Raw genomic sequence first — 21,233 nt, forward strand, 5'->3', positions numbered from 1 at the left:
GCTATTCCGGTATGATTGTAAGAAACGATTGAACGAAGAGGGGACAAACACGAAATCAGCGGGGGACATCCATGTCGAATCTCTTTTCTCCTTGGGCAACGGACCCGGTCCGGGGGGTTTTCCTGCGTCGGCTCAACCGCTTCGTCGTTGAATGCGACTTGAACGGTCGGCCCGTCTCGGCCCATCTGGCCAATCCGGGTCGTCTGTGGGAGTTGCTTCTGCCGGGGGCCACAGTTTTCCTTATTCGACGGGGAAGCGTGACGGCGGGCGGCCTCATGTACAGCGCCGTAGCCGTGGAACGGGACGGCGTTCCGATACTGCTGCACACCCAGATGGCCAATCGGGTTGCTCGACATCTTCTTGAGTCAAATCGGGTTCCCGGGCTCGAGGATACGAAGATTGTCAAGGCGGAGGCGACGGTCGGACATAGCCGGTTCGATTTCCACCTTCTGCAACGGGGATGTGACATTCTTTGCGAAGTCAAGTCCTGCACCCTCTTCGGTAAATCGTTCGCCATGTTTCCCGACGCCGTGACGGAACGGGGGAGGCGTCATCTGATGGAACTGGCGGAACTGGCGGACCGGGGCTTCCACTGTGTCGTCATTTACCTTATCCACTGGTCCGGCGCCCGTTACTTTCTCCCGGATTTTCACACGGACCCTGATTTTTCTCGGATTTTCCGTGAGGTGCGCCACAGGGTCCGTTTCTGTCCCCTGTCCGTCGGTTGGTCTTCGTCGCTTCACCTGCTTGATCCGGTAAGGGAGGTGGATATCCCTTGGTCCGTTCTGGAACGGGAAGACTGTAACCGGGGAAGCTACCTGTTGATCCTCAATCTGGCTTCAGATCGTTCGATTGATGTCGGGAGGCTGGGGTCAATATTTTTCCCGGCAGGTTATTATATTTACGTCGGATCGGCTCAAAAAAACTTGTCTCAGCGTGTGAACCGCCATCTGCGCCGTAAAAAGAAGCCCTTCTGGCACATCGATTACTTGAGAAATCATGCTGACAGCTGTGTTGCCGTGCCCATTCGATCCAGTGAAAACCTGGAACATGAATTGGCAGGGGCTTTGGGTAAAATCTGTGGGCGGCAGATCCCGGATTTCGGTTCGTCGGATTGCCGCTGCCCAACCCATCTTTTCAGCTTGCCGTGTCACCCGTTGCGGTATCGGCCGTTCATCGCCCTTTTACAAACTTACCGGATGGATCGCCTGGAGGATCTGGTAGAGGTGAGTCGATGATCAATCTGGAATGTAAGAAAACTTTTTCGTCTGGGCCATCCGGAAAAAAAGGGGCCATGTGAAACACGACCCCCTTTGTTTGTATGTGATTTGCACGACAGTAATTGGCAAGGGATGAAACCGCTACATCATCATTGGTCCCCGGAAGACGATGCCCCGGACGATTCCATTCATGATTACCTGAATGATGATGGCAACCAGAAGGGTGGTAACGAAGAAGCCGAGGTGTTTTTCGGCAGGTGCATCCGTCAACTGCTTGATGCCCAGGTAAAGGAGATAAAGACCGTAGAGCCCGGCGATCAGGGTGATCACCCCCAGAGCCGGAACAATCAGGAAAACGCCGCTGATCCAGAAAGGGGTCATGGAGAAAACCGCGATTTTGAAGGCAGCCCCCATATCCCGTGTAGCGCCAAAATTTTGCGAGAGACGATCAATGATTATGGCCAGCAGGTATACGCCGACCAGGCTCAGAACATAGCTCAGCAGGCAATAAACCAGACCATACTGGAGGGGCAAACGGAACGTGCCCAGGCCAAAGGAAAACCCGATGACGCTGAATCCAATAAAACCGCCCAAAGCCGGGATGGCCGCCAGGATCATGGCATATTGCTTGAAAAGATCCGCCGTCGTGCAGGTTTCGCCTTTGATCACCTCCCACTCCGAAGCCGGGGACAAAATGATGTTTTTGACTCTCTCGACCAGATTCATACGCACCTCCTTCATTCATTTTTTAAGGACCAGTTCACAACCCAAAAAATAAATTCCCCTTCCAACCTTTATTGATGTGGTCGGCTCTTTTTCCGGCCGGATTGCATGGACGGCCATGGTCGGGTTTTCAGACGACGCTGCACTATTTTATAGAGACCGGGTCACCTTTCGGTGCCATTTGGTTTTTTCGGAAGGTGTCAATGATTCTTTTGAGGGAAGTCTGTTCGTCATCGTAGGTAATGATAATCAGATTGTCGACTCCGTCCTCGAAATGACGGATCCCCTGCATATTTTCCAGAACAACCCGTGCCCTGGCGTGACCTCCTCACGAATCGTAGCCGGGAATAGCCAGCTGGACAACGCGTTCTTCCGCATACAGGGGTATGGCGAAGAGGTTTGTCAGCATGAACATGAAGGCGACGAGTAAGGCATGGGGAAAGAACCGGACATTCATATTTTGTATTTCCTTCTTTGAATTCGGTACGGTCAGCAATGTAGCGGTCTTTTAGGTAAAAATCCAGAGATATTTGATTAAACTAACGGTTTTCCCGTGACCTGTCGTGAAATGAATGATCCCGTCTTGACAGGGGATCGGCATTCAATATAGAACGAGGTCATCGATGTTCAAAAAAACGAGGACAGCAGTGTTTGTTCGACATATGGATGGCATTTCACGGATGATCCCCCGGATGCCGCATTCCTGAAAGGCAAACTGGAAACGGCATGGCACTTATCACGACCGCTCCGTTTATTCTCGCTTCGGCGTCCCCAAGACGAATTGAGTTGCTGAGCACCCTGGGATTGGCTTTTACGGCGATGCCCAGTGGCGCCGATGAAAGCTGCCGGGTCGGCGAAAGCCCGACTGACCATGTGCGAAGGGTTGCCTGTATGAAGGCCAGGGCTTTGGCCATGCGCCATCCGGATGCGTGGATTCTGGGAGCTGATACCATTGTGGCCGTCGACGGCGAGGTATTGGGCAAGCCAAAAAATGCAGCAGACGCGCGACGGATGCTGCGGCTTTTGAGTGGCCGGACGCACCGCGTTTACACCGGCTTTGCCGTCATCAGAAAATCGGTTTCCCTGATGCGCCGAAAAACAGTTCGTTCAACGGTTCTTTTCAGCTCGGTTGGAGAAGACGAGGTTGAGTGGTATATCCGAACGGGTGAACCTTACGGCAAGGCGGGGGGATATGCCATACAGGGCAAGGGGGGGGTGTTCGTTCGACGAATTTCCGGCTCCTATTCCAACGTGATCGGTCTGCCGATCAATGAGGTTTTTGAAATCCTCAAAAAAATCGGAGCCATTCATTTCGATGAGGGTTGTGGTGAACAGGTCGGTTGAAAAAAATGTTGTCTGCATTCGCGAGGAAATTGCGGAAGCGGCATTCCGTAGTGGACGTGACCCTTCCGAGGTGCGTCTGATGGCGGTTACGAAAACGGTTGATGACGAACGGATCCTGGAGGCCGTTGCGGCCGGGGTTCATCTCATCGGTGAAAATTACGTACAGGAGGCCCGGAGAAAGGTTCCGATTTTACCTGAGGATCTCGAATGGCACATGATCGGACACCTCCAGACAAATAAATCCAGGCATGCCGTTCGCCTCTTCCATATGATCCAGTCCGTTGACCGTATGGAACTGGCTAGAGAATTGAATAAACGCTGTGTGGCTGCGAACGTGGTTATGCCGGTTCTGGTGGAAGTGAACACGGGAGGTGAGGAAAGCAAGAGCGGGATCAGACCGGAGGAAGCGGTTCGTTTTGTCGAAACGGTTGCAACATGCGGAAATCTCTCCATTCGGGGGCTTATGACCATGCCTCCCTGGTTTGCGGAAGCCGAGGAGGCCCGTCCATATTTCAGGGCTCTGCGGGAAATGCGTGACAGGATTACGGAGCGGCATGTTCCCGGCGTTCATATGACGGAACTCTCCATGGGGATGTCCAATGATTTTGTCGTTGCCGTGGAGGAAGGGGCAACGATTGTTCGGCTTGGGCGGGCCATCTTTGGTGAGCGCCCGCCAAAACACGTTTAATGGAGATTGCATGAGGCTTCTGAAGTTCACCCTGAATGATGATGCAATCGAGATCGGGGTTCAAGACGGTGAGACACTCCTCGAAGTGCTGCGGCACCGTTTGGGCATGACGGGGACTAAGCAGGGCTGTGACCAGGGCGAGTGCGGCAGTTGCACGGTTCTTCTGGATGGGCAACCCGTTTTATCCTGTCTCACTTTGGCAGTTCGCGTGGATAAACGCCAGGTGACGACCATTGAAGGCCTTGCGGTGGGCGGTAATCTGCACCCTGTTCAGGGGGCCTTTCAAGAGGCTGGGGCGATTCAGTGCGGTTTCTGCACTCCGGGGATGGTTTTGACGGCCAAAGCGCTGCTGGATCGGCGGCAGGATCCTCAACGGGAGGAGATCAAGGCGGCTCTTGCGGGGAATCTCTGTCGTTGCACCGGGTACAAAAAAATCGTGGAAGCGGTTGAGCTGGCGGCAACGCGGCTGGGGAAACACGATGGCCGGGGATAACGTCTACCACTGCATCGGCCGGGGCAGGCCGCGGACCGACAGCCTGGCCAAGGTGACCGGAGCGGCGCAGTTTACAGCCGATATTCCGGTGCACCGTTGTCTGGTGGGAAAAATTCTCCGATCCCCTCATGCCCATGCCCGGATCCTCTCCATCGATACGCAAAGGGCGAAGGCCCTTCCGGGAGTCAAGGCGGTGGTCACCGGCGTGGATGCTCCGGTCAAATACGGTATTTTGCCGGTTTCCCAGGATGAATATCCCCTGGCGGTGGAAAAGGTGAGGTTTGTCGGTGATGAGGTTGCCGCGGTGGCCGCCGTCGATGAGGCAACGGCCCTGCGGGCCCTTGAACTCATTGAGGTGACCTATGAAGTGCTCCCCGTTATTCTCGATCCCCATGAGGCTCTTGTTCGGGAGGATGTAAAAATTCACGAACGGGCCGTGGAAGCCAATATTGAACGGCGGGTGCATCTGGTTTTCGGTGATCTGGAACAGGCCTTTGCCGAAGCGGATTATATCCGGGAGGATCGCTTCTTCAAAGAGGCCGCGAGTCATGCCTTTCTTGAACCTCACAGCGCCCTGGCGCAGTATCAGGACGGCAAACTCACCCTCTGGAGTTCAACCCAGGTGCCCCATTATGTCCATCGTTCCCTATCCAGCGTTCTCCGTATCCCCATGGAGAAAATCCGGGTGATCAAGCCTGCCCTGGGCGGCGGATTCGGGGGAAAAGGCGAGCCCCTGCCGCTGGAATTCGCAGCATCGCTTCTGGCCATGAAAACGGGTCGACCCGTCCGGGTCATCCACAGCAGAGAAGAGGTGTTTCTCACCCATCGGGGACGTCATCCCATGGAAATGACTCTAAAAACCGGGGTGAAACAGGATGGGACGATCACGGCGGTTCAATTCAGCAGTCTGTTGGACGGCGGGGCCTACGGTTCCTACGGCGTTGTGACCATGATCTATTCCGGGCAATTGCTGACAGCGCCTTATCGGGTTCCCGCTTACGCCTTTGACAGCGTGCGTGTATTCACGAACAAACCGCCTTGCGGTGCCCAACGCGGCCATGGTGGCGTACAGCCGCGTTTCGCCTTTGAAGTGCATTTGGACCGGATTGCCGCCGATCTGGGAATCGATCCCCTGGAAATACGCCGACGGAATGCCATAGAGGCGGATACGGTCACGGTGAATGAACTGCGCATTACGTCCTGCGCATTCAAGACGTGCCTGGACCGGGTTGCGGAGACAGTGGATTGGAAGAACAAGCATGGCAAGCTGCCCTACGGAAAAGGTGTAGGCCTGGCCGGGGGATTTTATGTGACAGGGGCGGCCTATCCCATCTACGCCAATCCCATGCCTCATTCCCAGGTACAAATAAGGGTGGATCGTAACGGGGGGGTGACCGTTTTTTCCGGTGCTTCCGACATCGGCCAGGGTTCAGATACGCTGCTGGTCATGATTACCGCGGAAACGCTCGGCATTCCGGAGACGTCGGTTCGCGTCGTTTCCGCCGACACGGAAATAACGCCGGTTGACCTCGGTTCCTATTCCAGCCGGGTGACCTTTATGGCTGGGAACGCCTGTCATCAAGCCGCTCTGGAGATCCGTGACCGTCTGCTTGCCGTCTGCGCGAAAGAACTGGAACGAAACCAGAAAGATCTGAGGTTCAGGGAAGGGCACCTATTCGCAAAGGAAGCTCGGGAGCCCCTGATGACTTTTGCCGAAGCGTCCGTTCTGGGGGAGGCCTCCGGAGTCGCCTTGTGCGCTTTGGGGAGTTATCGTCCACCGGAATTGGCCGGTTCCTACAAGCTTGGAGGCGTGGGGCCGTCTCCGGCCTATTCCTTCGGCGCCCAGGCGGCGGAGGTGGAGGTAGACACGGAAACCGGAGAAATCCGGGTCGTGAAAATCCACTGCGCCCATGACTTGGGGTTTGCCCTCAACCCCCTGGCTGCATCCGGTCAGGCTGAAGGGGCCGTCGTCATGGGATTCGGTGAGGCGGTGCTGGAGCATCACGGTTTTTCCCCGGGAGGCCGTCACAATGGCCCCACCTTTTTGGATTACAAAATTCCAACCTGTCTCGATGTGCCCGATGTGGACGTTACACTCGTTGAGAGTATCGATCCGGCAGGGCCCTACGGGGCGAAGGAAATCGGCGAAGGAAGCCTTCATCCAAGCCTTCCCGCCATTGTGAACGCTCTGTACGATGCGGTCGGTTGCTGGTTTCACGATCTGCCCCTGACGGCGGAGCGGGTTCTGGCGGCTCTTGATCACAAGGAGACTCCTTCATGACCCTCCCCGAACTGGATGTTCTGAAGCCAGGGACGCTTGCCGACGCGCTGCGGTTACTGAGAGAAAATCCCGATGCACGGCCGATAGCAGGAGGGACCGATCTGCTGGTTCTGATGAAACAGCGATTGGTTAATCCGAAAACTCTCATTGATGTCAGCCGACTGTCCGAATTGCAGGATATCGCGGAGCAGGACGATAGTCTTCGCATCGGCGCCGCCGTTCTCTTGACCGAAATTACGGGTAACGACCGGATCAACAGGGATTACCCCGGCCTGGCGGAAGCGGCCCGGTTCGTGGCGAGTCCAAACCTCCGGAATATGGGCACGATCGGCGGTAACATCTGTTTGACGCCCCGATGTTCATACTTCAACCAATCCCAATTTTGGCGCGACTCTCTTGGTCGCTGTCTGAAAACCGGCGGCGACGTATGTTTTGCGGTTCCCGGGGCCAGGCGCTGCTATGCCTCTTTCTGTGCAGATTGTCCCCCCGTACTGATCGCCCTGGGTGCGACTGTCACAATTGTCCGGTGGAAAAAGGGAGGTGTGACGGAACGTCGGGGTTCACTTGAGAGTATCTAGCGGGACGACGGTGTAAAGCCCTTATCTCAGTGGCGGGACGAATTGGTGACGGCGGTGCATCTGCCCTTGAAGGGAAAAGGATATCGTTCAGCCTATTTGAAATACCGACGCCGGGCTTCCATCGACTTTCCCCTGGCCGGTGTTGCCGTGGCCTTTGGCCTGGAAGAGGGGAAGTTCAAGAATATCCGCATCGTGCTGAACGCACTGGCCTCTTCACCGATTCTGGCAGGGGAGAGCATGGCCCGTTTGGAGGGAGAGCCATACAATGAACGTGTCGTGGAAGATGCGATGACCTGTCTGGCCCGGGGAGCGCATCCGGTTCGCAATCAGGCGGGGTCCCCGGAGCATCGTCGTCGAATGGCTGGAATTCTCTTCCGGAGGGCGGTGGGAAGACTCATCAATGTGTAGGAATAAAAAGGGGTGCATGGGACTCACTGGCTTCGACAGGGTCGGGAAATGCATCCGATGATTTAGGTCGGACCCTGTTTCCGGTAAGCAGACTGGAAAAGCTTCCAGAGAGAGCAGGGTCTGTTTCGCCTGTGGTGGAAACGTCCGGGCAAGGCGATGGTCAGGCTAAAGCAGGTGATCTGGAACACGGACCGCGACAACCTCGCCTTTGACACAGGTTTCTCCTTTTGCCCGCAGAACGATATCGACCACAACACGGCGGCCCCGTATGTCCCGAACCTTGCCGCGAAGCTCCAGTGTGGTGTCGATTGGCGTCGGTTTCAGGTAATCCACGTGCAGGGATGCCGTGACAAATCTCAAATGCGGTGCCGTTCCCATGTCTCGGCCAGCCGCACGGTATGCGGCGGCGGCGGCCGTTCCGGTGCCATGACAGTCAATGACTGATGCCAGAATGCCACCGTAGACGTAGCCGGCCATTGCTGTGTGATAGGAATGGGGGGTGAACCGGCAAACGGATTCATCTCCGTCCCAGTAACTCTTTATTTTCAATCCCATATCATTAAGACGGCCACAACCGAAACAGATACTGTGCGCGTCTTCGTAATAATTCTGAAAAGCCTTGTCATTCATGTCATCTCCATTGCTTTATAAAACCGTCTTCAGTATGTAATCCAGCACTTCGTTCAGGTTTGAAAATAGCCTGAAGCCGTGGTTCGCACAGACCTGATTCCACGGGCATAATAACCCCGTTGCCGGGATACCACTGGTTAAAGCCGTCTTCAGAGTGGGCGGCGCGTCATCCACGATGACATCCGCCCTGGAGAAAAGCACGGTTTTGTCCAGAGAGAGATGGAGTTCATCGTAGGGCAGTCTGTGCTTTTCAAGCCATTGTTCGGTTGGTGGCCTTGTCGAGGGTACACGATGGCTGGCTAGGGTAAGGTGGTATCCATTTGCCTTGAGAGCGGAGAGAAAATCCCGGGCCTCGGGATAGGGCTGATACAAATCATTTTCTTGGCCATGATGAATTGTATTGATTGCGGTAAAGAAATCTTCCTGAGAACAGTATGTTTCCCATATGTCGAAATTGAACCATTGATCTGGCGAGGGAAAACGGGTGTTTATTTTTTTGAGTTCAGAATACAGGGCGTCACTGAAAGGCCAGAGGGTGTTATCGATGTCGATGATTGCTGTCCGGGTCAAGATAATACGGTCTCCTTGAAGATTTGCAGGGGTTTTAAATTACTGATTCTTCCCTTATACAGGTGTCGCGATTGCGGGGGCGTGTCGGAAAGAGGAGGATCATCAAGGGGAAGGATCATCGCATGGTGTGATTTGAAAAGCGATCTCAAACTTTAACGCAGGCCCCGCCAATGTACGATAAAAAAACCTCTGGAAACGTTACCGGTCATAACGCCAGGGGATATTCTTGAATTCCAGATAGTTACGCAGTGCCTGACGGAGTGTTTCCACTGTATGTTCGGCACAGTGAAGGCTTTCCTCCGGTAGTCCTCCCAGAACGTTAAGGATATCCCGCCCGGTGATCACCATGGCTTCGCCGACCGTTTTCCCCATAGCCATTTCAGCGCCGGAGTTGCCTGCGGCAATGGCATTGATGCATCCGTTGGTTTGGAAGCGGACATCGCTGATCCGATCGTCTTTTACCATGAAAGAAAATGCCATCTGGTCGCCACAGTCCCGTTTCACGCAGGCGTACCCGTCCGGTCGGTCGATTGTGCCCATTCGGGTGGGTTCGAGCCAACAGCGGATCACTTCATCCGAATACTTCCCCCGCATCTCCTCCGTCAGGGCGTTTCGGACCGCGTGGATCAAATCATTCGTTTTTGCATTATTCATAAGCAGGTACCCTCAGGTAATGGAAATTTTTAAGGTTCCGCCGCGTCCGAGGATGTCATGCAGGTGCAGGTATCCAAGGATTGTCCGATGTTCATCAATTACGACTAGGGCAGTGATTTCGATCCGCTGCATAAATTCGATTGTCTCCGCAACGGATGCGTCTTCCGCCATGGTTTTTGGATTGGGACTCATATAACGATCAACAGTTACGGCCGAAAAATCACGACCCTGACGGACGAGACGCCGAACGTCGCCGTCCGTCAGGATTCCCAGGAGACGGTTTTTATCGTCCGCAATCAGGACGAACCCCTTGTTTTTGTTGTCCATGACTTCGATGGCATGCAAAAGGGGTGTTCCCGTGAGTACACGGGGAATTTCCTCTCCCCTGATCATGATGTCACGCACCTTTGCCCGTAAACGCGCACCCAGATTCCCTCCGGGGTGAAATCGAAAAAAGTCTTTTTCCCTGAAGTTGCGTTTTCCGATAAGGGCGATGGCCAAGGCATCTCCCATGGCCAGCGAAGCGGTGGAACTGGAAGTCGGCGCAAGATTGAAGGGGCAGGCCTCCCGCTTGACGCCCACGTCAATAACGACGTCACTGAAGCGGCCCAAGGTCGAGTTGGCCTGTCCCGTGAGGGCGACCAGGGGAACGCCGATGCGCCGGATGCTTTCAACGACGGGATTCAGCTCACTGGTTTCGCCGCTGTTGGAAATAGCAATCATGACGTCGTCTTTCGTAACGATGCCGAGATCACCGTGCATACCCTCCACCGGGTGAAGAAAAATGGCGGGTGTCCCTGTACTCGTCATGGTCGCCACGATTTTCTTGCCGATCAGTCCCGATTTCCCGATGCCGGTGACAATTACCCGGCCTGTAGAGCGGAAAATAAGGTCTACTGCTTTGGCGAAGTTCCGGTCAAGCTTTGGGATGAGTTGGGTGATGCTCTCCGCTTCGATCCGTAATACTTCGCGGGCCCGCAAGACGGAATCTTCTTCATCGATACAGTGGTCAGACATGCCTATCAACAGGTCCTCATTTAATTTTTTGTATGGCTTCGTTGGTGATTACGACCCATATCCGGTGCACGCTACCAAAAAATACAGGACAACTCAAGCGGGTTTTATGAAAAAAGTTTTGACAGACCTATGAATTTTTTATAAACAGAAATCAGTTTTTTACTGTTGCCCCAAAACACATTTGATGTGTGCCCCATGACAGAATGGCAGAACTTCCGAATACCCAAAAGGAGGGACTTCATGAAGCGTCGATGGGCTTTCATATGGATGGGCCTTTTGGTCCTGCTGCTCGTTGTTGGAATTCAGACGCAAGCCTTTTCCGCCCAGATCCACCAGGTGAAAAAGGGCGATACGTTAATCAAGATAGCAAAAAAATACGGCGTATCTGTTGAATCCATAAAAAAAGCCAATCATCTCCAGACGACCAATCTGCAAATCAAGCAGAGGCTCGTCATTCCCAGTTCCAAAGCGAAGAGCGGGGAAGAAGAAAAATTGGTCGCTTCTACGGCCGGAAAGAACAAGACTCCCGAATATTATACGGTCAGAAAGGGAGACACCCTCTACGGCATCGCAAAAAAAACAGGCGTATCCGTTACCAGTCTGAAAGCGATGAATCAGCTTAAGGGAACGTCGCTAAGAATAGGACGCCGATTGGTTATTGCCCGGCCGGTGACAGGAGAACAGAGGACGCCGAGGCAGAACTTGCGTGCAGCAACGGATTCGGCTTCTCAGGATATCGAGAGCCTGGAAGAAGATCTGTCATTTATAACGGAACAGGAATGGGAGGAAATCGAGCGTGAACAGGGTGAAAGTGGAGAATTCCTCGGCAAATGGAGAAGCCTGAAGGAGAGACAGCTTCTGGTTAAAGTGGCCTTGGGTTTCATCGGTGCGCCATATCGAAGCGGTGGAGACACCGTTCGGGGACTGGATTCATCCGCATTCGTTCAGAAAATTTATGAAATCTTCGATGTTGCGCTGCCAAGAACGGCGTTGGAACAGGCGCGGGTGGGAAAACGGGTGGACAGGGAGGACCTGCAGGAAGGGGACCTGGTTTTTTTCCACGATAATCACACGGCGGGTTATGTCGGAATCTACATCGGTGGCAACAAGTTCGTTCATGCATCACCGAGTGGAAACCGGGAGGTTCAAATCGGACACCTGAATGCGCCGAATGTGGGAAAATATTTTATCAGGGCAGTTCGAATCAAGGACCTTGACGACGTTTGAGAGCTCCGGACGTATTTTATCCAGGTTAAAAAAGGGACAGAATACTGTCCCTTTTTTTGTCGTCGAAACGTATGCTGCAGGGCCATATTGAATTCGCGGCATGGACTACCGAAGGAATCATTTTTCAAAATGAGGGCGATTTTTCTTTCCGATACACATCTCCGCAAGGATACAGAGGAGAATTACCGGTTTCTTCTGAAATTGTTTCGTGATCTTACAGAGGAGATTCAAAGGGCGGCGGCTTCGGGTGGACAGTCCCTTGATGCCCTGTATCTTATGGGCGATTTTTTTGATTTCTGGTTTTGTAAAGAGGATCGATATTATCCCGGTTTCGACAGGATTATCCAGTCTCTTAAGGAAATAAAAAAATTGGGCGTACAGATACACATATTTGAGGGGAATCACGATTTTTTCCTTGAGGATTTTTTTGCGAACCGTCTGGGCTTTTTTGTCTATCGTGATGACGCGTCAATCGATCTGGACGGACGGCGCTTCTATCTCGCCCACGGTGATCTGGTGGATCAGTCAAACCGCGGCTATTTGCTGTTACGCAAATTTCTGCGGAGTCGTTTCGTCTATACCCTGCAAAAGATACTGCCCTCCCGGCTGCTTTGGCGGATTGCGATGATTACGTCCGAAACCAGCAAGACCATGTGGGCGGAGAGCGGAAAACGCCTGAATGATAAAATGTGCCGATTTGCCCTTGACGTTTGTGCAGGGGGTTATGACGGGGTCATATTGGGACATAGCCATGAACCTCTGGTTTGGCGGTTTTCCATTTCGGGAGAAGAAAAGGTTCTGGTCACGCTTGGTGATTGGCTTACATACCGTTCATACCTGGATTATAGGGATGGGGAATTTCATTTGAAATACTATGAAAATGATAAAATCCTTGATCGAGAAGAGAATGTTTATTTTTCGTTTCGGGGACGGAAAATGCCGCAAAAAGTATAGACATCTGTTTTCGGTTATGTTAAGCAACACAATCTTTCTTCCGGAATTATAATTGAAGTATCGGGATCCCGATACCTTGTTTCTCCATGACACGAGCAATCTGACAGGTGGGATATACGCGCATGAAACAATTGATTAAAATAGAAAAAAACGGCGGGCAGTCGACGATAAAAGAGATGGAAAGAACAGGCCATATCTATGTGCCCAAGAAAATGTTTTTTACCAAAGGCGTTGGTAATCACAAAGAGGAGTTGCACTCTTTTGAGCTGGCTCTGCGTGACGCGGGAATAGAAAAATTTAATCTGGTTCAGGTGTCCAGCATTATGCCTCCCGGGTGCAAGGTTGTTTCAAGGACAGCCGGACTCAGGGAGATCGAACCCGGGTCTATTGTCTATTGTGTTATGAGCCGCTGCTGCAGCAATGAGCCCCGCCGTCTTTTGGCCGCCTCAATTGGTTGTGCCGTTCCGGCGGACAAGAAAACCTATGGCTATATCAGCGAGCATCATTCCTACGGTCAGACGGAACGCCAGGCGGGCGATTATGCGGAAGACCTTGCCGCGGCCATGCTCGCCTCCACCCTGGGTATTGACTTCAATATTGAAGAAAGCTGGGATGAGAAAAAAGAAATTTTCAAAATCAGCGGCAAAATCGTCGGAACACGTAACATCACGCAGTCCAGCATCGTCAAACATAACGGATACACAACGGTTTTAGCTGCCGCCGTCTTTGTTTTTTAGAGTTTCTCTTGGGGGGATGACTGAAACCCCTTATATCGGCATCATAAATTGACAGAGTAACGTCGCGTCGGAGTATGCAGGAAACCATCACAAAACGGGGGGTGTGAGGTGTTTCTGTCGGGACTGAAGGCCTTTTTTTTAGTCTCTTCCTTGCTGGGATTTTTGATTCTGGTAAGTCTGGGGCTGATTTCTCTGTTTCTAGGCCGAAAAAATCCGACCAACTATTTCTTTGCGGGCGTATGTTTTCTCGGCGCCCTGTTCAACGGCAATTTTGTACTTGTCTCCCTCCTGGATTCACCCCGCATCGCCCTGCTTGTCTACCGTTTGGTCTATTGCCCGTTTGTATTTACATTGCCACTTTATATACGGTTTACTCACGCGTTTTTGGGAATAAACACCCGCAGGGTAGTCGAGAGGATTGCTTTCAGTGTCAGTGCGGTATTTATTGCATTCTTGCCGTTCGATCTATTCTTCAACGGCTTCTATGAGCATGGGTTCGGTCGCGTTGCCCGTGGGGGGCCCGTGTTCCTTCTGTTCGCCGTGGCGGCCATTGTATCGGTGCTGTACTGTCTGGCTACGCTTGTGTACAGTGGAAAACGAGCCGTCGATAACCAGAAGAAAAACCGGATCAAATATGTTACAGGCGGCCTGGGATTCGGTGCGCTCCTTCTCAGCTTCAATGTTTTTCCAGTGATGGGGTTTCAGGTTTATCCTTTCGGACACTTCAACTTCGTTCCGGCGATCATTTTGGCTTTTGGTGTCCTCAAATACGACCTTCTGGACATGGGGGTCCTGATCCGTCGTGGCACCACTTACTTTATCCTGACGGGGGTTCTGGTCGTCATCTACCTTGCCCTGCTTTATTTCATGAGTTACTTCCTCATGGTATCCGGCTATCGCAATTCAATGCTGGCTCTGATACTGGCGATAACGATTGTTGTGCTTGTCGATCCGTTGAAGGGTCGTATCAAAAAGTGGCTGGACCACGTTTTCTTCATGGGCCGTTATGATTACAGGGAAATCCTTAAGGAGACCAGCCGCAGGCTCAATCGGATGCGCAAAACCACGGAAGTCAGGGATCTTCTGCTTGATTCCATCCTGCATCACATCCGCCTTCGTTCGATTTATCTGCTCATGAAGGAGGGTTCTTCTGGGGAAATACGTTTTTTTGAGAAAGGAGATCTCAGATTACCGTCACATCCTGAAAAAAATCCGGAAAATGTAAGACGTCTGTTTTCCTGTCTGGAACGCATGTCTGCCACCGCCGCCATGAGTCGAACGTCTTTGGAGCGCGTCCTTCCAGATCATCCAGACAAAAAGGGGACGATGGCTTTGATGCATGCCCTTGGGGTTGTTGCCGTGGTTCCGTTGGTTGCCAAGGAGGGGTTGATGGGAGCCATTCTGCTGGGTGAAAAGTTCTCCGGGGAACTCTTCGTCCATGAGGACCTGGAGGTCCTGATGACCATGGCCAACCAGGCCGTTACGGCATTTGAAAACGCCCTTTTTTTTGAGCGTCTCGAGGTCCTCAATCAGAATTTGGAAAGTCGGGTCGCGGAACGCACCGCCGCTTTGCGGGAAGCTCTTGCAGAGAAGGAAAGAACGGAAGCGCAGTTGATTCGCTCGGAAAGCCTGGCTGCCATCGGACAGCTGGTCGCCGGCACCGCTCATGAGCTGAATAATCCCCTGTCCAGCGCTTCCAGTCTCATTCAGAGCACCCTGGAAAGCGTGATGATTCCCTATGAGTCGAAAGCGAACAGGGAGGTCATGATCGAGGATCTCACATTTTCTCTGAAGGAGTTGAGAAGGGCGGGGCATATCGTCCGGAGCCTCCTAGACCTGTCACGACAAACGGATAATTATCGGGAGCGCGTAAGGATTCATGACGTCATTGATGACGCTCTGCGGGTTCTCCAGAATATCTGCAAGTCTTTTCCGGTTTATATCGAGAAGCGGTATGCCGAATTTTTGCCGGAGATGGATGGTAATTTTTCAGCGCTTGGGCAGGTCATGGTTAATCTTATCAGGAATGCTATTCAGTCCCTGCCGAAAAAGGGTGGCAGGATCTTTTTGTCCACATGGTACGACGAAGAAGCGGGAGACGTTATTGTTTCCTGTGCCGATACGGGACACGGCATTCCGGAACGGTCTTTGAGAGATATTTTCAAACCGTTTTTTACCACGAAGGAGGTTGGAGAAGGGACGGGTCTGGGTTTATATCTGTCTCATGAATTGATCAGGCGTCATGGCGGTAATATTTCCGTGGAAAGTCGCGTGGGTGAAGGATCTTCTTTTACAATCCGTCTGCCCACGACGGGGAGGGAAAAATGATCATTCTCGCGGTCGATGATGAAGAAGGGGTGCGGCGGTCACTCAGGAGAGCTCTGGAAAAAGAGGACTGGCAGGTATTGATGGCGGAAAACGGTGATCAGGCCTTGGACATTGTACGGAGCGATAGGCGTGACATCGAGGCTGTCATCTCCGATTTCAAAATGCCCGGAATGAATGGTTTGGAAACCCTGGTGGAAATAGGGCGAATCAATCCGGAGATTACGAGGATCATGCTGACAGGTTACGCCACCATGGACAGCGCCATTGAATCGGTTAATGCCGGGATCGACGGTTTCCTGACAAAGCCGTTTGACAATACGGAGCTTCGGGCAAAAATAAGAGAATACATTCTGAAAAAACGTCTGAAGCAATTCGTTTCCGAGCAGGTCTACAGCGAAATGCAACAGACGGGGGGAAATCTGCTGCCGGGAAGGCGCAAGGTGACGATCCTCTTTGCGGACATACGCGGTTTTTCCTTCATGGCGGAAAGGCTTTCCCCGGAGGAGTTAACTGATTTGATGAACAAATCCTTTTACACGCCGCTGGACGATGTGATCTGTACAGGGAACGGCATGCTGGACAAGCATATTGGCGACAGCGTTATGGGGGTTTTTGGCGCCCCGCTTTCTTACGACAACGACGCCGAGCGGGCCGTGATTTCCGCCATCCGTGCCCGTGAAACCCTAGCCGCAATAAATGGTTGTTACGAGGATGAAACGCGACATATCTCCGTTGGAATAGGCATTGCCACGGGAGAAGTGCAGGCGGGCTTCTTCGGTTCTTCGAGGAAAAAGGAATACACGGTTATGGGGATCCCGGTAATCCTCGCTGCACGCCTGGAAAGTCTGGCGGAAAAAGGCCAGATCCTGGTTTGTGAGGAAACCTATCGTCAAATCCGGCATTTTGTGTCCGCCAGGAAGATAGAATTGACTTTGTTAAAGGGTGTGGAACGCCGAATAGCTGTTTATGAGGTTCTCGGTACCATAAATGTGACAGGCCCGAAAGAAGTAACACGAACTTGCTGATGGGACAGGGTATGTTGTCAGTCGTCTCCTTGAAAATGGCGCGGGTTGGCAGGAACCAGATCGATGACGGTGATCTCCGGCGGAGCAAGAACCCGTATCGGAGGGCCCCATGTCCCGGTGCCGCGGCTGACATAGAGTTGAAAACCGTTTGTCAGAGTGTAGTGACCACTATGGTAAGGGAAGAACAGTCGCGTAAGGAGTCCGAAGGGGAAAATCTGTCCCTTGTGGGTATGTCCCGAGAGTTGCAAATCCGCCATACTGATGCTTTCTGGATCGACCACGGGCCGGTGCTTGAGCAAGAGGATGAAGCGAGAAGGCGTTGCCTTCACTACGGGGTTGCTTGTCCGTTTGGCTGATGAGGGCCACAGATGAAAGGCCTCATGGTCGTCTACGCCCGCCAGGGTCAGGAACCGGTTTATATTAACGGTCTGCCCGCGCAGCACCCTGAACCCGGCCCATTTGAGCCAGGAGATCGCCCGCTCTAATCCAACGTAGAATTCGTGATTTCCCGTAATAGCGTATTTACCCCAGGGCGGATTGAGCCGGTGAAAAGATTCCAACTGGGCGGCGAAAGAATCCGGTTGGCCGTCCATCATGTCTCCCGTGCATACCAGTAAGTCGGGATTCGTCTGTTCAACGGCGTCAACAATCCGGGTGATTTGTTTAGGACTGCTGGTGATACCCAAATGGAGATCCGAAATCTGTACGATGCGGAAGCGTTCTATATCGGGAGGGATTTTTACGGATTTGACGAGAAGACGTTCGATTTTGATGGAATAGGCCTCGTAAAAGCCGTACAGGCATATTAAAACGGCCATTGCCGAACAGCCGAGGAAAAGCGTTTTTGCGGTGGGGAACGGTATGAGCGGCGTACCCCCAGAAAAAACCCCGGTCAGGCGGGAGACAGCGTAACAAAGGTCACCGGTCAGGGACAGGCAGAAAAACAAAAAAATAAAACCCATCCACAGGTAAGTCGTCCGGGCAAAAAATCGGGTGAACCCATCTTGACGGTATGTTTCAATGACATGAATCAAAATGGGTGACAGAAACATCAGGGCCAGGAAGCAGGCGGGAAGAAACAGAAACCAGGTGGGGAGCGAGGAACAGGCATGACGAAACTTCAGAAAGAAGTACAGGTGCATGCTTCCGTAAACTGTAAAGAAGGCGAACAGGAAAAGACTCATGGCTTCATGTCTGGGAGCGATTTTAGATTAACTTACACGACGTGGACAGCGGTATCTTTTATGTAAGACAGGCCGCACGATGCTGGACCAGCTTGGGGAAACAGGTTATTTGTCGATAATTTCTACAAGATTGATGTCAAAGGTTAAATCCTTTCCTGCCAGAGGGTGATTCATATCGAAAGTAATATGGGTGTCCGTGAACGAAATAATCTTTGCATGACGCATCGAGCCACCCCTTTCGCGGATCTGGAACTGTTCCCCCACTATCGGTTCAAAACCTTCGGGCATCTGGGAGCGCTCTTCCTCCATGGTATAGCTTTCGATATAAGAGCCGTAGGCGTCCTCTTTCACGATCTTGACGCTCTTCCACTCGCCGACCTCCATGCCGATGATCGCTTTTTCAAAACCGGAGATAAGCCTTTGCTCGCCCAGAACGAACTTGATAGGGTCGCCCATGAGGGTTGACATGAAGATGGAGCCGTCTTCGAATTTTCCCGTGTAGTTGACGCAGATCATGTCCCCCAATTTTGCTTTTGCCATGATAAAATCCTTTCCTGTCCGGCGACTTGAAAAATACTTCTTTTGAATCCCCTCAACAGCATATGGTTACTGATCGAGCATTGGCATTACTGTTATTAGGAAAATCTTTTCTTTGTCAAGTAATAAAAAAGTTGCGCGTAAAAGGTGAACACATGGAACCCTTTCCGCGGCAGGCGCACCGAAGGATCAAGCCGAGGTTTTCTCAATCTGTTTGGATACCTCCGGAACGGTGAGGACATTCCTTCGCTATTGCGGAAATGGGTGACACGCTATATAAACCTCCAATAGCTACCACACCAACCAGGGTAACTCGCAACAGATTGAAGACTGGCCTTGGAAGAGACATAAAAAACGGTTCGATGATGTTGGGCACGGTGCGGTCATGTTCGCCTCTTGCCGAATTTCATCGCGGCAGCAATTGGATCGAGAAAAGAGCCGGGATGAGGTGGGCATTTATCCCGGTCGGACGAAGGAGAAAAAAATGGCGAGGCAAAAGGGATCTAAGAAAAGATTGACAGGAGACGAGGTGTCGGAAAGCCTGCCGGGCCGTATCGAACAAATCTTGAAAACATCGAACCTGGTCACGGTCTTTTTTGATCACACCCGAGATCTCGTCATGATCGGTGACAAAAACCTTCTCTTGCTTTACGGCAATTCCTCCTTGTGGGAGACCACAGGGTACACGGCAACGGAACTGCTGAATGGGAATCTGGATAAATTTCTTCTTCCCGAATCCGTCCAGTTTATTGCCCAGGTGGTTTCGGAACAGGGCTGGCCTGTGGGCGCATCCCTGTCGGAAACCTTTCCACGTAGACCGTTCGAGGTGCGCATATCGACATCTCAGGGTGAAATCCTGGTATTGGAAATGCGTTTGTTCATGCTTTACGATGAAAAGGGGCACACGGCGGGTTTTTTGGGCGCGGCCAGAACGATTGAAAGGCAAAACAACTTGGAGGACCCCCTGTACCATATCGAGCGCAGATATCAGGATCTTTTTGAGTCTTCCAACGATGCCATCATGATCCTCGACAAGGAAGGGTTCTTTGACTGTAACCCGAAAGCTTTGGAAATATTTGCCTGCCCCGGCAAGGAAAAATTCACGAGCCTTCATCCCGCCGATTTATCACCGCTGATGCAGCCAAATAAGGAGAAGTCCCTTGATCTGGCGAACCGGATGATTGATCTGACCATGAAAAAAGGAACCTGCTCGTTCAGCTGGGTCCATCAAAAATTTTCAGGAGAACTGTTCCCGGCGGAAGTCAACATGAGCCGATTTTCCATGGCCGGACGGGATGTGGTGCAAGCCGTGGTTCGTGATGTGTCCGATCAGGTTCGGGCCGAAGAAGAGGCGCTGAAATCGGAGCGGCGTTTTGCTGAAATCATCAACTTTCTTCCCGATCCAACCTTCGCCGTGGATCTGGATGGACGTATCATTGCCTGGAATCGGGCGATGGAAAATCTGACGGGAATCCGGACCCAGGACATCATGGGAAAAGGCGATTATGAGCATGCCATTCCCTTCTACGGCAAAAGAAAACCTCTGTTAATCGATCTGCTTCTGGAGAACGATCCGGAAACGCTTAAGGTCTATCGAAAAATTCATTGGGCTGAAGGATCGCTTTACTACGAAAACGATGAAGCTATGAAAGTCGGAAACAAAAATCGGTACTTGTGGTCCAAGGCCAGCCTGATCTATGACCATAACAATCAGGTCATTGGGGCCATTCAAACGATCCGCGATATTACGGATCACAAGCAGACCGACCTGGCGGTTTTGGAGTCGGAGAAGAAGTTCCGGACCCTTTTCGAATCCTCCAATGACGCGATCATGATGCTGGATAAGCAATCCTTTTTTGATTGTAACGGGAAAACCTTGGAACTTTACGGGTTCAGTTCCAAGGAAGAATTTATCAAATATCACCCCGGTGACCTTTCTCCCGCCTTTCAGCCTGACGGTGCATCCTCCTTTGATAAAGCGAACCGTATGATCGATATTTCAATGAAAGAAGGTTTCCATTCATTTACCTGGATGCATAAAAAAACGGATGGAAGCCTCTTCCCTGCAGAAGTTCTGTTGAGCCGTTTTAAACTTCGGGGCTATCCAGTGGTGCAGGCCGTGGTCCGCGATATTACTGAACGCGTTCAAAGTGAACTGGATTTGAAACGGAGCAAGGAGGAACTGGAAGTGAAGTCTGCTTATCTTGAAGAGGCGAACACCGCATTGAAGGTCTTGCTCCGCCGGCGCGAAGAGGATAAATCGGACTTGGAAGACGATGTCCTTGCAAACGTACGGAGCCTGGTGTTGCCCTACGTTGAAAAATTGAAACAGAGTTTGACCCAACCGGCACAACAGGCGTATCTCCAAGTCCTGGAATCAAACCTGAACAGTATTATCTCTCCCTTTCTGCGGAACATCACCCTTGCACATTTCAACCTGACTGGACGGGAAATCCAGATAGCCAATCTTGTCAAGGAAGGGAAAACAAACAAGGAAATATCGGAAATGCTGAATCTGTCGGTTCGCTCAGTGGAGTTTCACCGGAATAATATCCGGAAAAAGATGAAACTGAACCACCGGAAGACGAATCTCCGAGTGTTTCTCATGTCCCTGTCGTAAAGTCGTATTCAATCT

The 21,233-nt window shown here is 52.0% G+C and carries 20 protein-coding genes; 13 read left to right on the forward strand and 7 right to left on the reverse strand.

Annotation, left to right across the window (positions count from 1 at the left end):
• Positions 1–71: 71 nt before the first annotated feature.
• On the forward strand, positions 72–1,238 hold the full coding sequence (sfsA, locus tag GX147_02625) for a DNA/RNA nuclease SfsA (GenBank protein NLN59604.1): 1,167 nt from the start codon (positions 72–74) through the stop codon (positions 1,236–1,238).
• A gap of 123 nt (positions 1,239–1,361) precedes the next feature.
• Here the strand turns inward: sfsA and GX147_02630 are convergent, their stop codons facing one another.
• Complete coding sequence (locus GX147_02630; GenBank protein ID NLN59605.1) at positions 1,362–1,946, reverse strand: YIP1 family protein; 585 nt, start codon at positions 1,944–1,946, stop codon at positions 1,362–1,364.
• A 723-nt stretch (positions 1,947–2,669) separates the two neighbouring features.
• Between GX147_02630 and GX147_02635 the strand changes: the two genes are divergently transcribed.
• From GX147_02635 to GX147_02660, 6 genes are read left to right on the forward strand one after another with little or no spacing between them, the layout of a single operon-like run.
• Positions 2,670–3,287 (forward strand): septum formation inhibitor Maf, encoded by a 618-nt coding sequence (locus GX147_02635; protein ID NLN59606.1) that lies wholly within the window; start codon positions 2,670–2,672, stop codon positions 3,285–3,287.
• A complete protein-coding gene (locus tag GX147_02640; protein NLN59607.1) occupies positions 3,259–3,975 on the forward strand; it encodes a YggS family pyridoxal phosphate-dependent enzyme in 717 nt (238 codons plus the stop codon). The genes GX147_02635 and GX147_02640 overlap by 29 nt, the downstream gene beginning before the upstream one ends.
• 10 nt (positions 3,976–3,985) lie before the next feature.
• Positions 3,986–4,468, forward strand: a complete 483-nt coding sequence (locus tag GX147_02645; GenBank protein NLN59608.1) for a (2Fe-2S)-binding protein — start codon at positions 3,986–3,988, stop codon at positions 4,466–4,468.
• Complete coding sequence (locus GX147_02650) at positions 4,455–6,749, forward strand: molybdopterin-dependent oxidoreductase (protein ID NLN59609.1); 2,295 nt, start codon at positions 4,455–4,457, stop codon at positions 6,747–6,749. The genes GX147_02645 and GX147_02650 overlap by 14 nt, the downstream gene beginning before the upstream one ends.
• Entirely contained in the window at positions 6,746–7,327 is a 582-nt protein-coding gene (locus tag GX147_02655) for a hypothetical protein (GenBank protein ID NLN59610.1), read from the forward strand. The genes GX147_02650 and GX147_02655 overlap by 4 nt, the downstream gene beginning before the upstream one ends.
• A 45-nt stretch (positions 7,328–7,372) precedes the next feature.
• The gene (locus GX147_02660) at positions 7,373–7,735 is read left to right on the forward strand and encodes a hypothetical protein (GenBank protein NLN59611.1); all 363 of its coding nucleotides are present in this window, start codon (positions 7,373–7,375) and stop codon (positions 7,733–7,735) included.
• Positions 7,736–7,900: 165 nt separating this feature from the next.
• On the opposite strand, the gene GX147_02665 is transcribed toward GX147_02660, so the two are convergent.
• The 4 genes from GX147_02665 to GX147_02680 form a co-directional block, all read right to left on the reverse strand.
• On the reverse strand, positions 7,901–8,365 hold the full coding sequence (locus GX147_02665) for a PaaI family thioesterase (GenBank protein NLN59612.1): 465 nt from the start codon (positions 8,363–8,365) through the stop codon (positions 7,901–7,903).
• A gap of 15 nt (positions 8,366–8,380) precedes the next feature.
• Positions 8,381–8,935: a hypothetical protein gene (locus GX147_02670; protein NLN59613.1), complete on the reverse strand. Its 555-nt coding sequence runs from the start codon at positions 8,933–8,935 to the stop codon at positions 8,381–8,383.
• A gap of 198 nt (positions 8,936–9,133) precedes the next feature.
• On the reverse strand, positions 9,134–9,589 hold the full coding sequence (locus GX147_02675; protein ID NLN59614.1) for an iron-sulfur cluster assembly scaffold protein: 456 nt from the start codon (positions 9,587–9,589) through the stop codon (positions 9,134–9,136).
• Between the two features lie 12 nt (positions 9,590–9,601).
• A complete protein-coding gene (locus tag GX147_02680; protein ID NLN59615.1) occupies positions 9,602–10,606 on the reverse strand; it encodes a KpsF/GutQ family sugar-phosphate isomerase in 1,005 nt (334 codons plus the stop codon).
• Positions 10,607–10,846: 240 nt separating this feature from the next.
• Here GX147_02680 and GX147_02685 point away from each other — a divergent pair, with 240 nt between their 5' ends.
• The 5 genes from GX147_02685 (at position 10,847) to GX147_02705 (ending at position 16,877) form a co-directional block, all read left to right on the forward strand.
• Positions 10,847–11,833: a LysM peptidoglycan-binding domain-containing protein gene (locus tag GX147_02685; GenBank protein NLN59616.1), complete on the forward strand. Its 987-nt coding sequence runs from the start codon at positions 10,847–10,849 to the stop codon at positions 11,831–11,833.
• Positions 11,834–11,962: 129 nt separating this feature from the next.
• Positions 11,963–12,787: a UDP-2,3-diacylglucosamine diphosphatase gene (locus GX147_02690; protein NLN59617.1), complete on the forward strand. Its 825-nt coding sequence runs from the start codon at positions 11,963–11,965 to the stop codon at positions 12,785–12,787.
• A 176-nt stretch (positions 12,788–12,963) separates the two neighbouring features.
• Positions 12,964–13,524, forward strand: a complete 561-nt coding sequence (locus GX147_02695) for an arginine decarboxylase, pyruvoyl-dependent (protein NLN59618.1) — start codon at positions 12,964–12,966, stop codon at positions 13,522–13,524.
• A gap of 108 nt (positions 13,525–13,632) precedes the next feature.
• Positions 13,633–15,852 carry a hypothetical protein gene (locus GX147_02700; GenBank protein NLN59619.1) on the forward strand — a complete coding sequence of 740 codons (2,220 nt, stop codon included), beginning with the start codon at positions 13,633–13,635 and terminating at the stop codon, positions 15,850–15,852.
• Positions 15,849–16,877 (forward strand): adenylate/guanylate cyclase domain-containing response regulator, encoded by a 1,029-nt coding sequence (locus GX147_02705; protein ID NLN59620.1) that lies wholly within the window; start codon positions 15,849–15,851, stop codon positions 16,875–16,877. The genes GX147_02700 and GX147_02705 overlap by 4 nt, the downstream gene beginning before the upstream one ends.
• 17 nt (positions 16,878–16,894) lie before the next feature.
• Here GX147_02705 and GX147_02710 read toward each other — a convergent pair whose 3' ends face one another.
• Both GX147_02710 and GX147_02715 read right to left on the reverse strand, forming a co-directional pair.
• Positions 16,895–18,061, reverse strand: a complete 1,167-nt coding sequence (locus GX147_02710) for a metallophosphoesterase (protein NLN59621.1) — start codon at positions 18,059–18,061, stop codon at positions 16,895–16,897.
• A 105-nt stretch (positions 18,062–18,166) separates the two neighbouring features.
• Complete coding sequence (locus GX147_02715) at positions 18,167–18,601, reverse strand: peptidylprolyl isomerase (protein NLN59622.1); 435 nt, start codon at positions 18,599–18,601, stop codon at positions 18,167–18,169.
• Positions 18,602–19,082: 481 nt separating this feature from the next.
• Between GX147_02715 and GX147_02720 the strand changes: the two genes are divergently transcribed.
• Positions 19,083–21,218, forward strand: coding sequence for a PAS domain S-box protein (locus GX147_02720; GenBank protein ID NLN59623.1), 2,136 nt, complete (start codon positions 19,083–19,085; stop codon positions 21,216–21,218).
• Positions 21,219–21,233 lie beyond the last annotated feature (15 nt).

The organism is Deltaproteobacteria bacterium (assembly GCA_012522415.1).
In the GTDB taxonomy this organism is placed as follows: domain Bacteria; phylum Desulfobacterota; class Syntrophia; order Syntrophales; family JAAYKM01; genus JAAYKM01.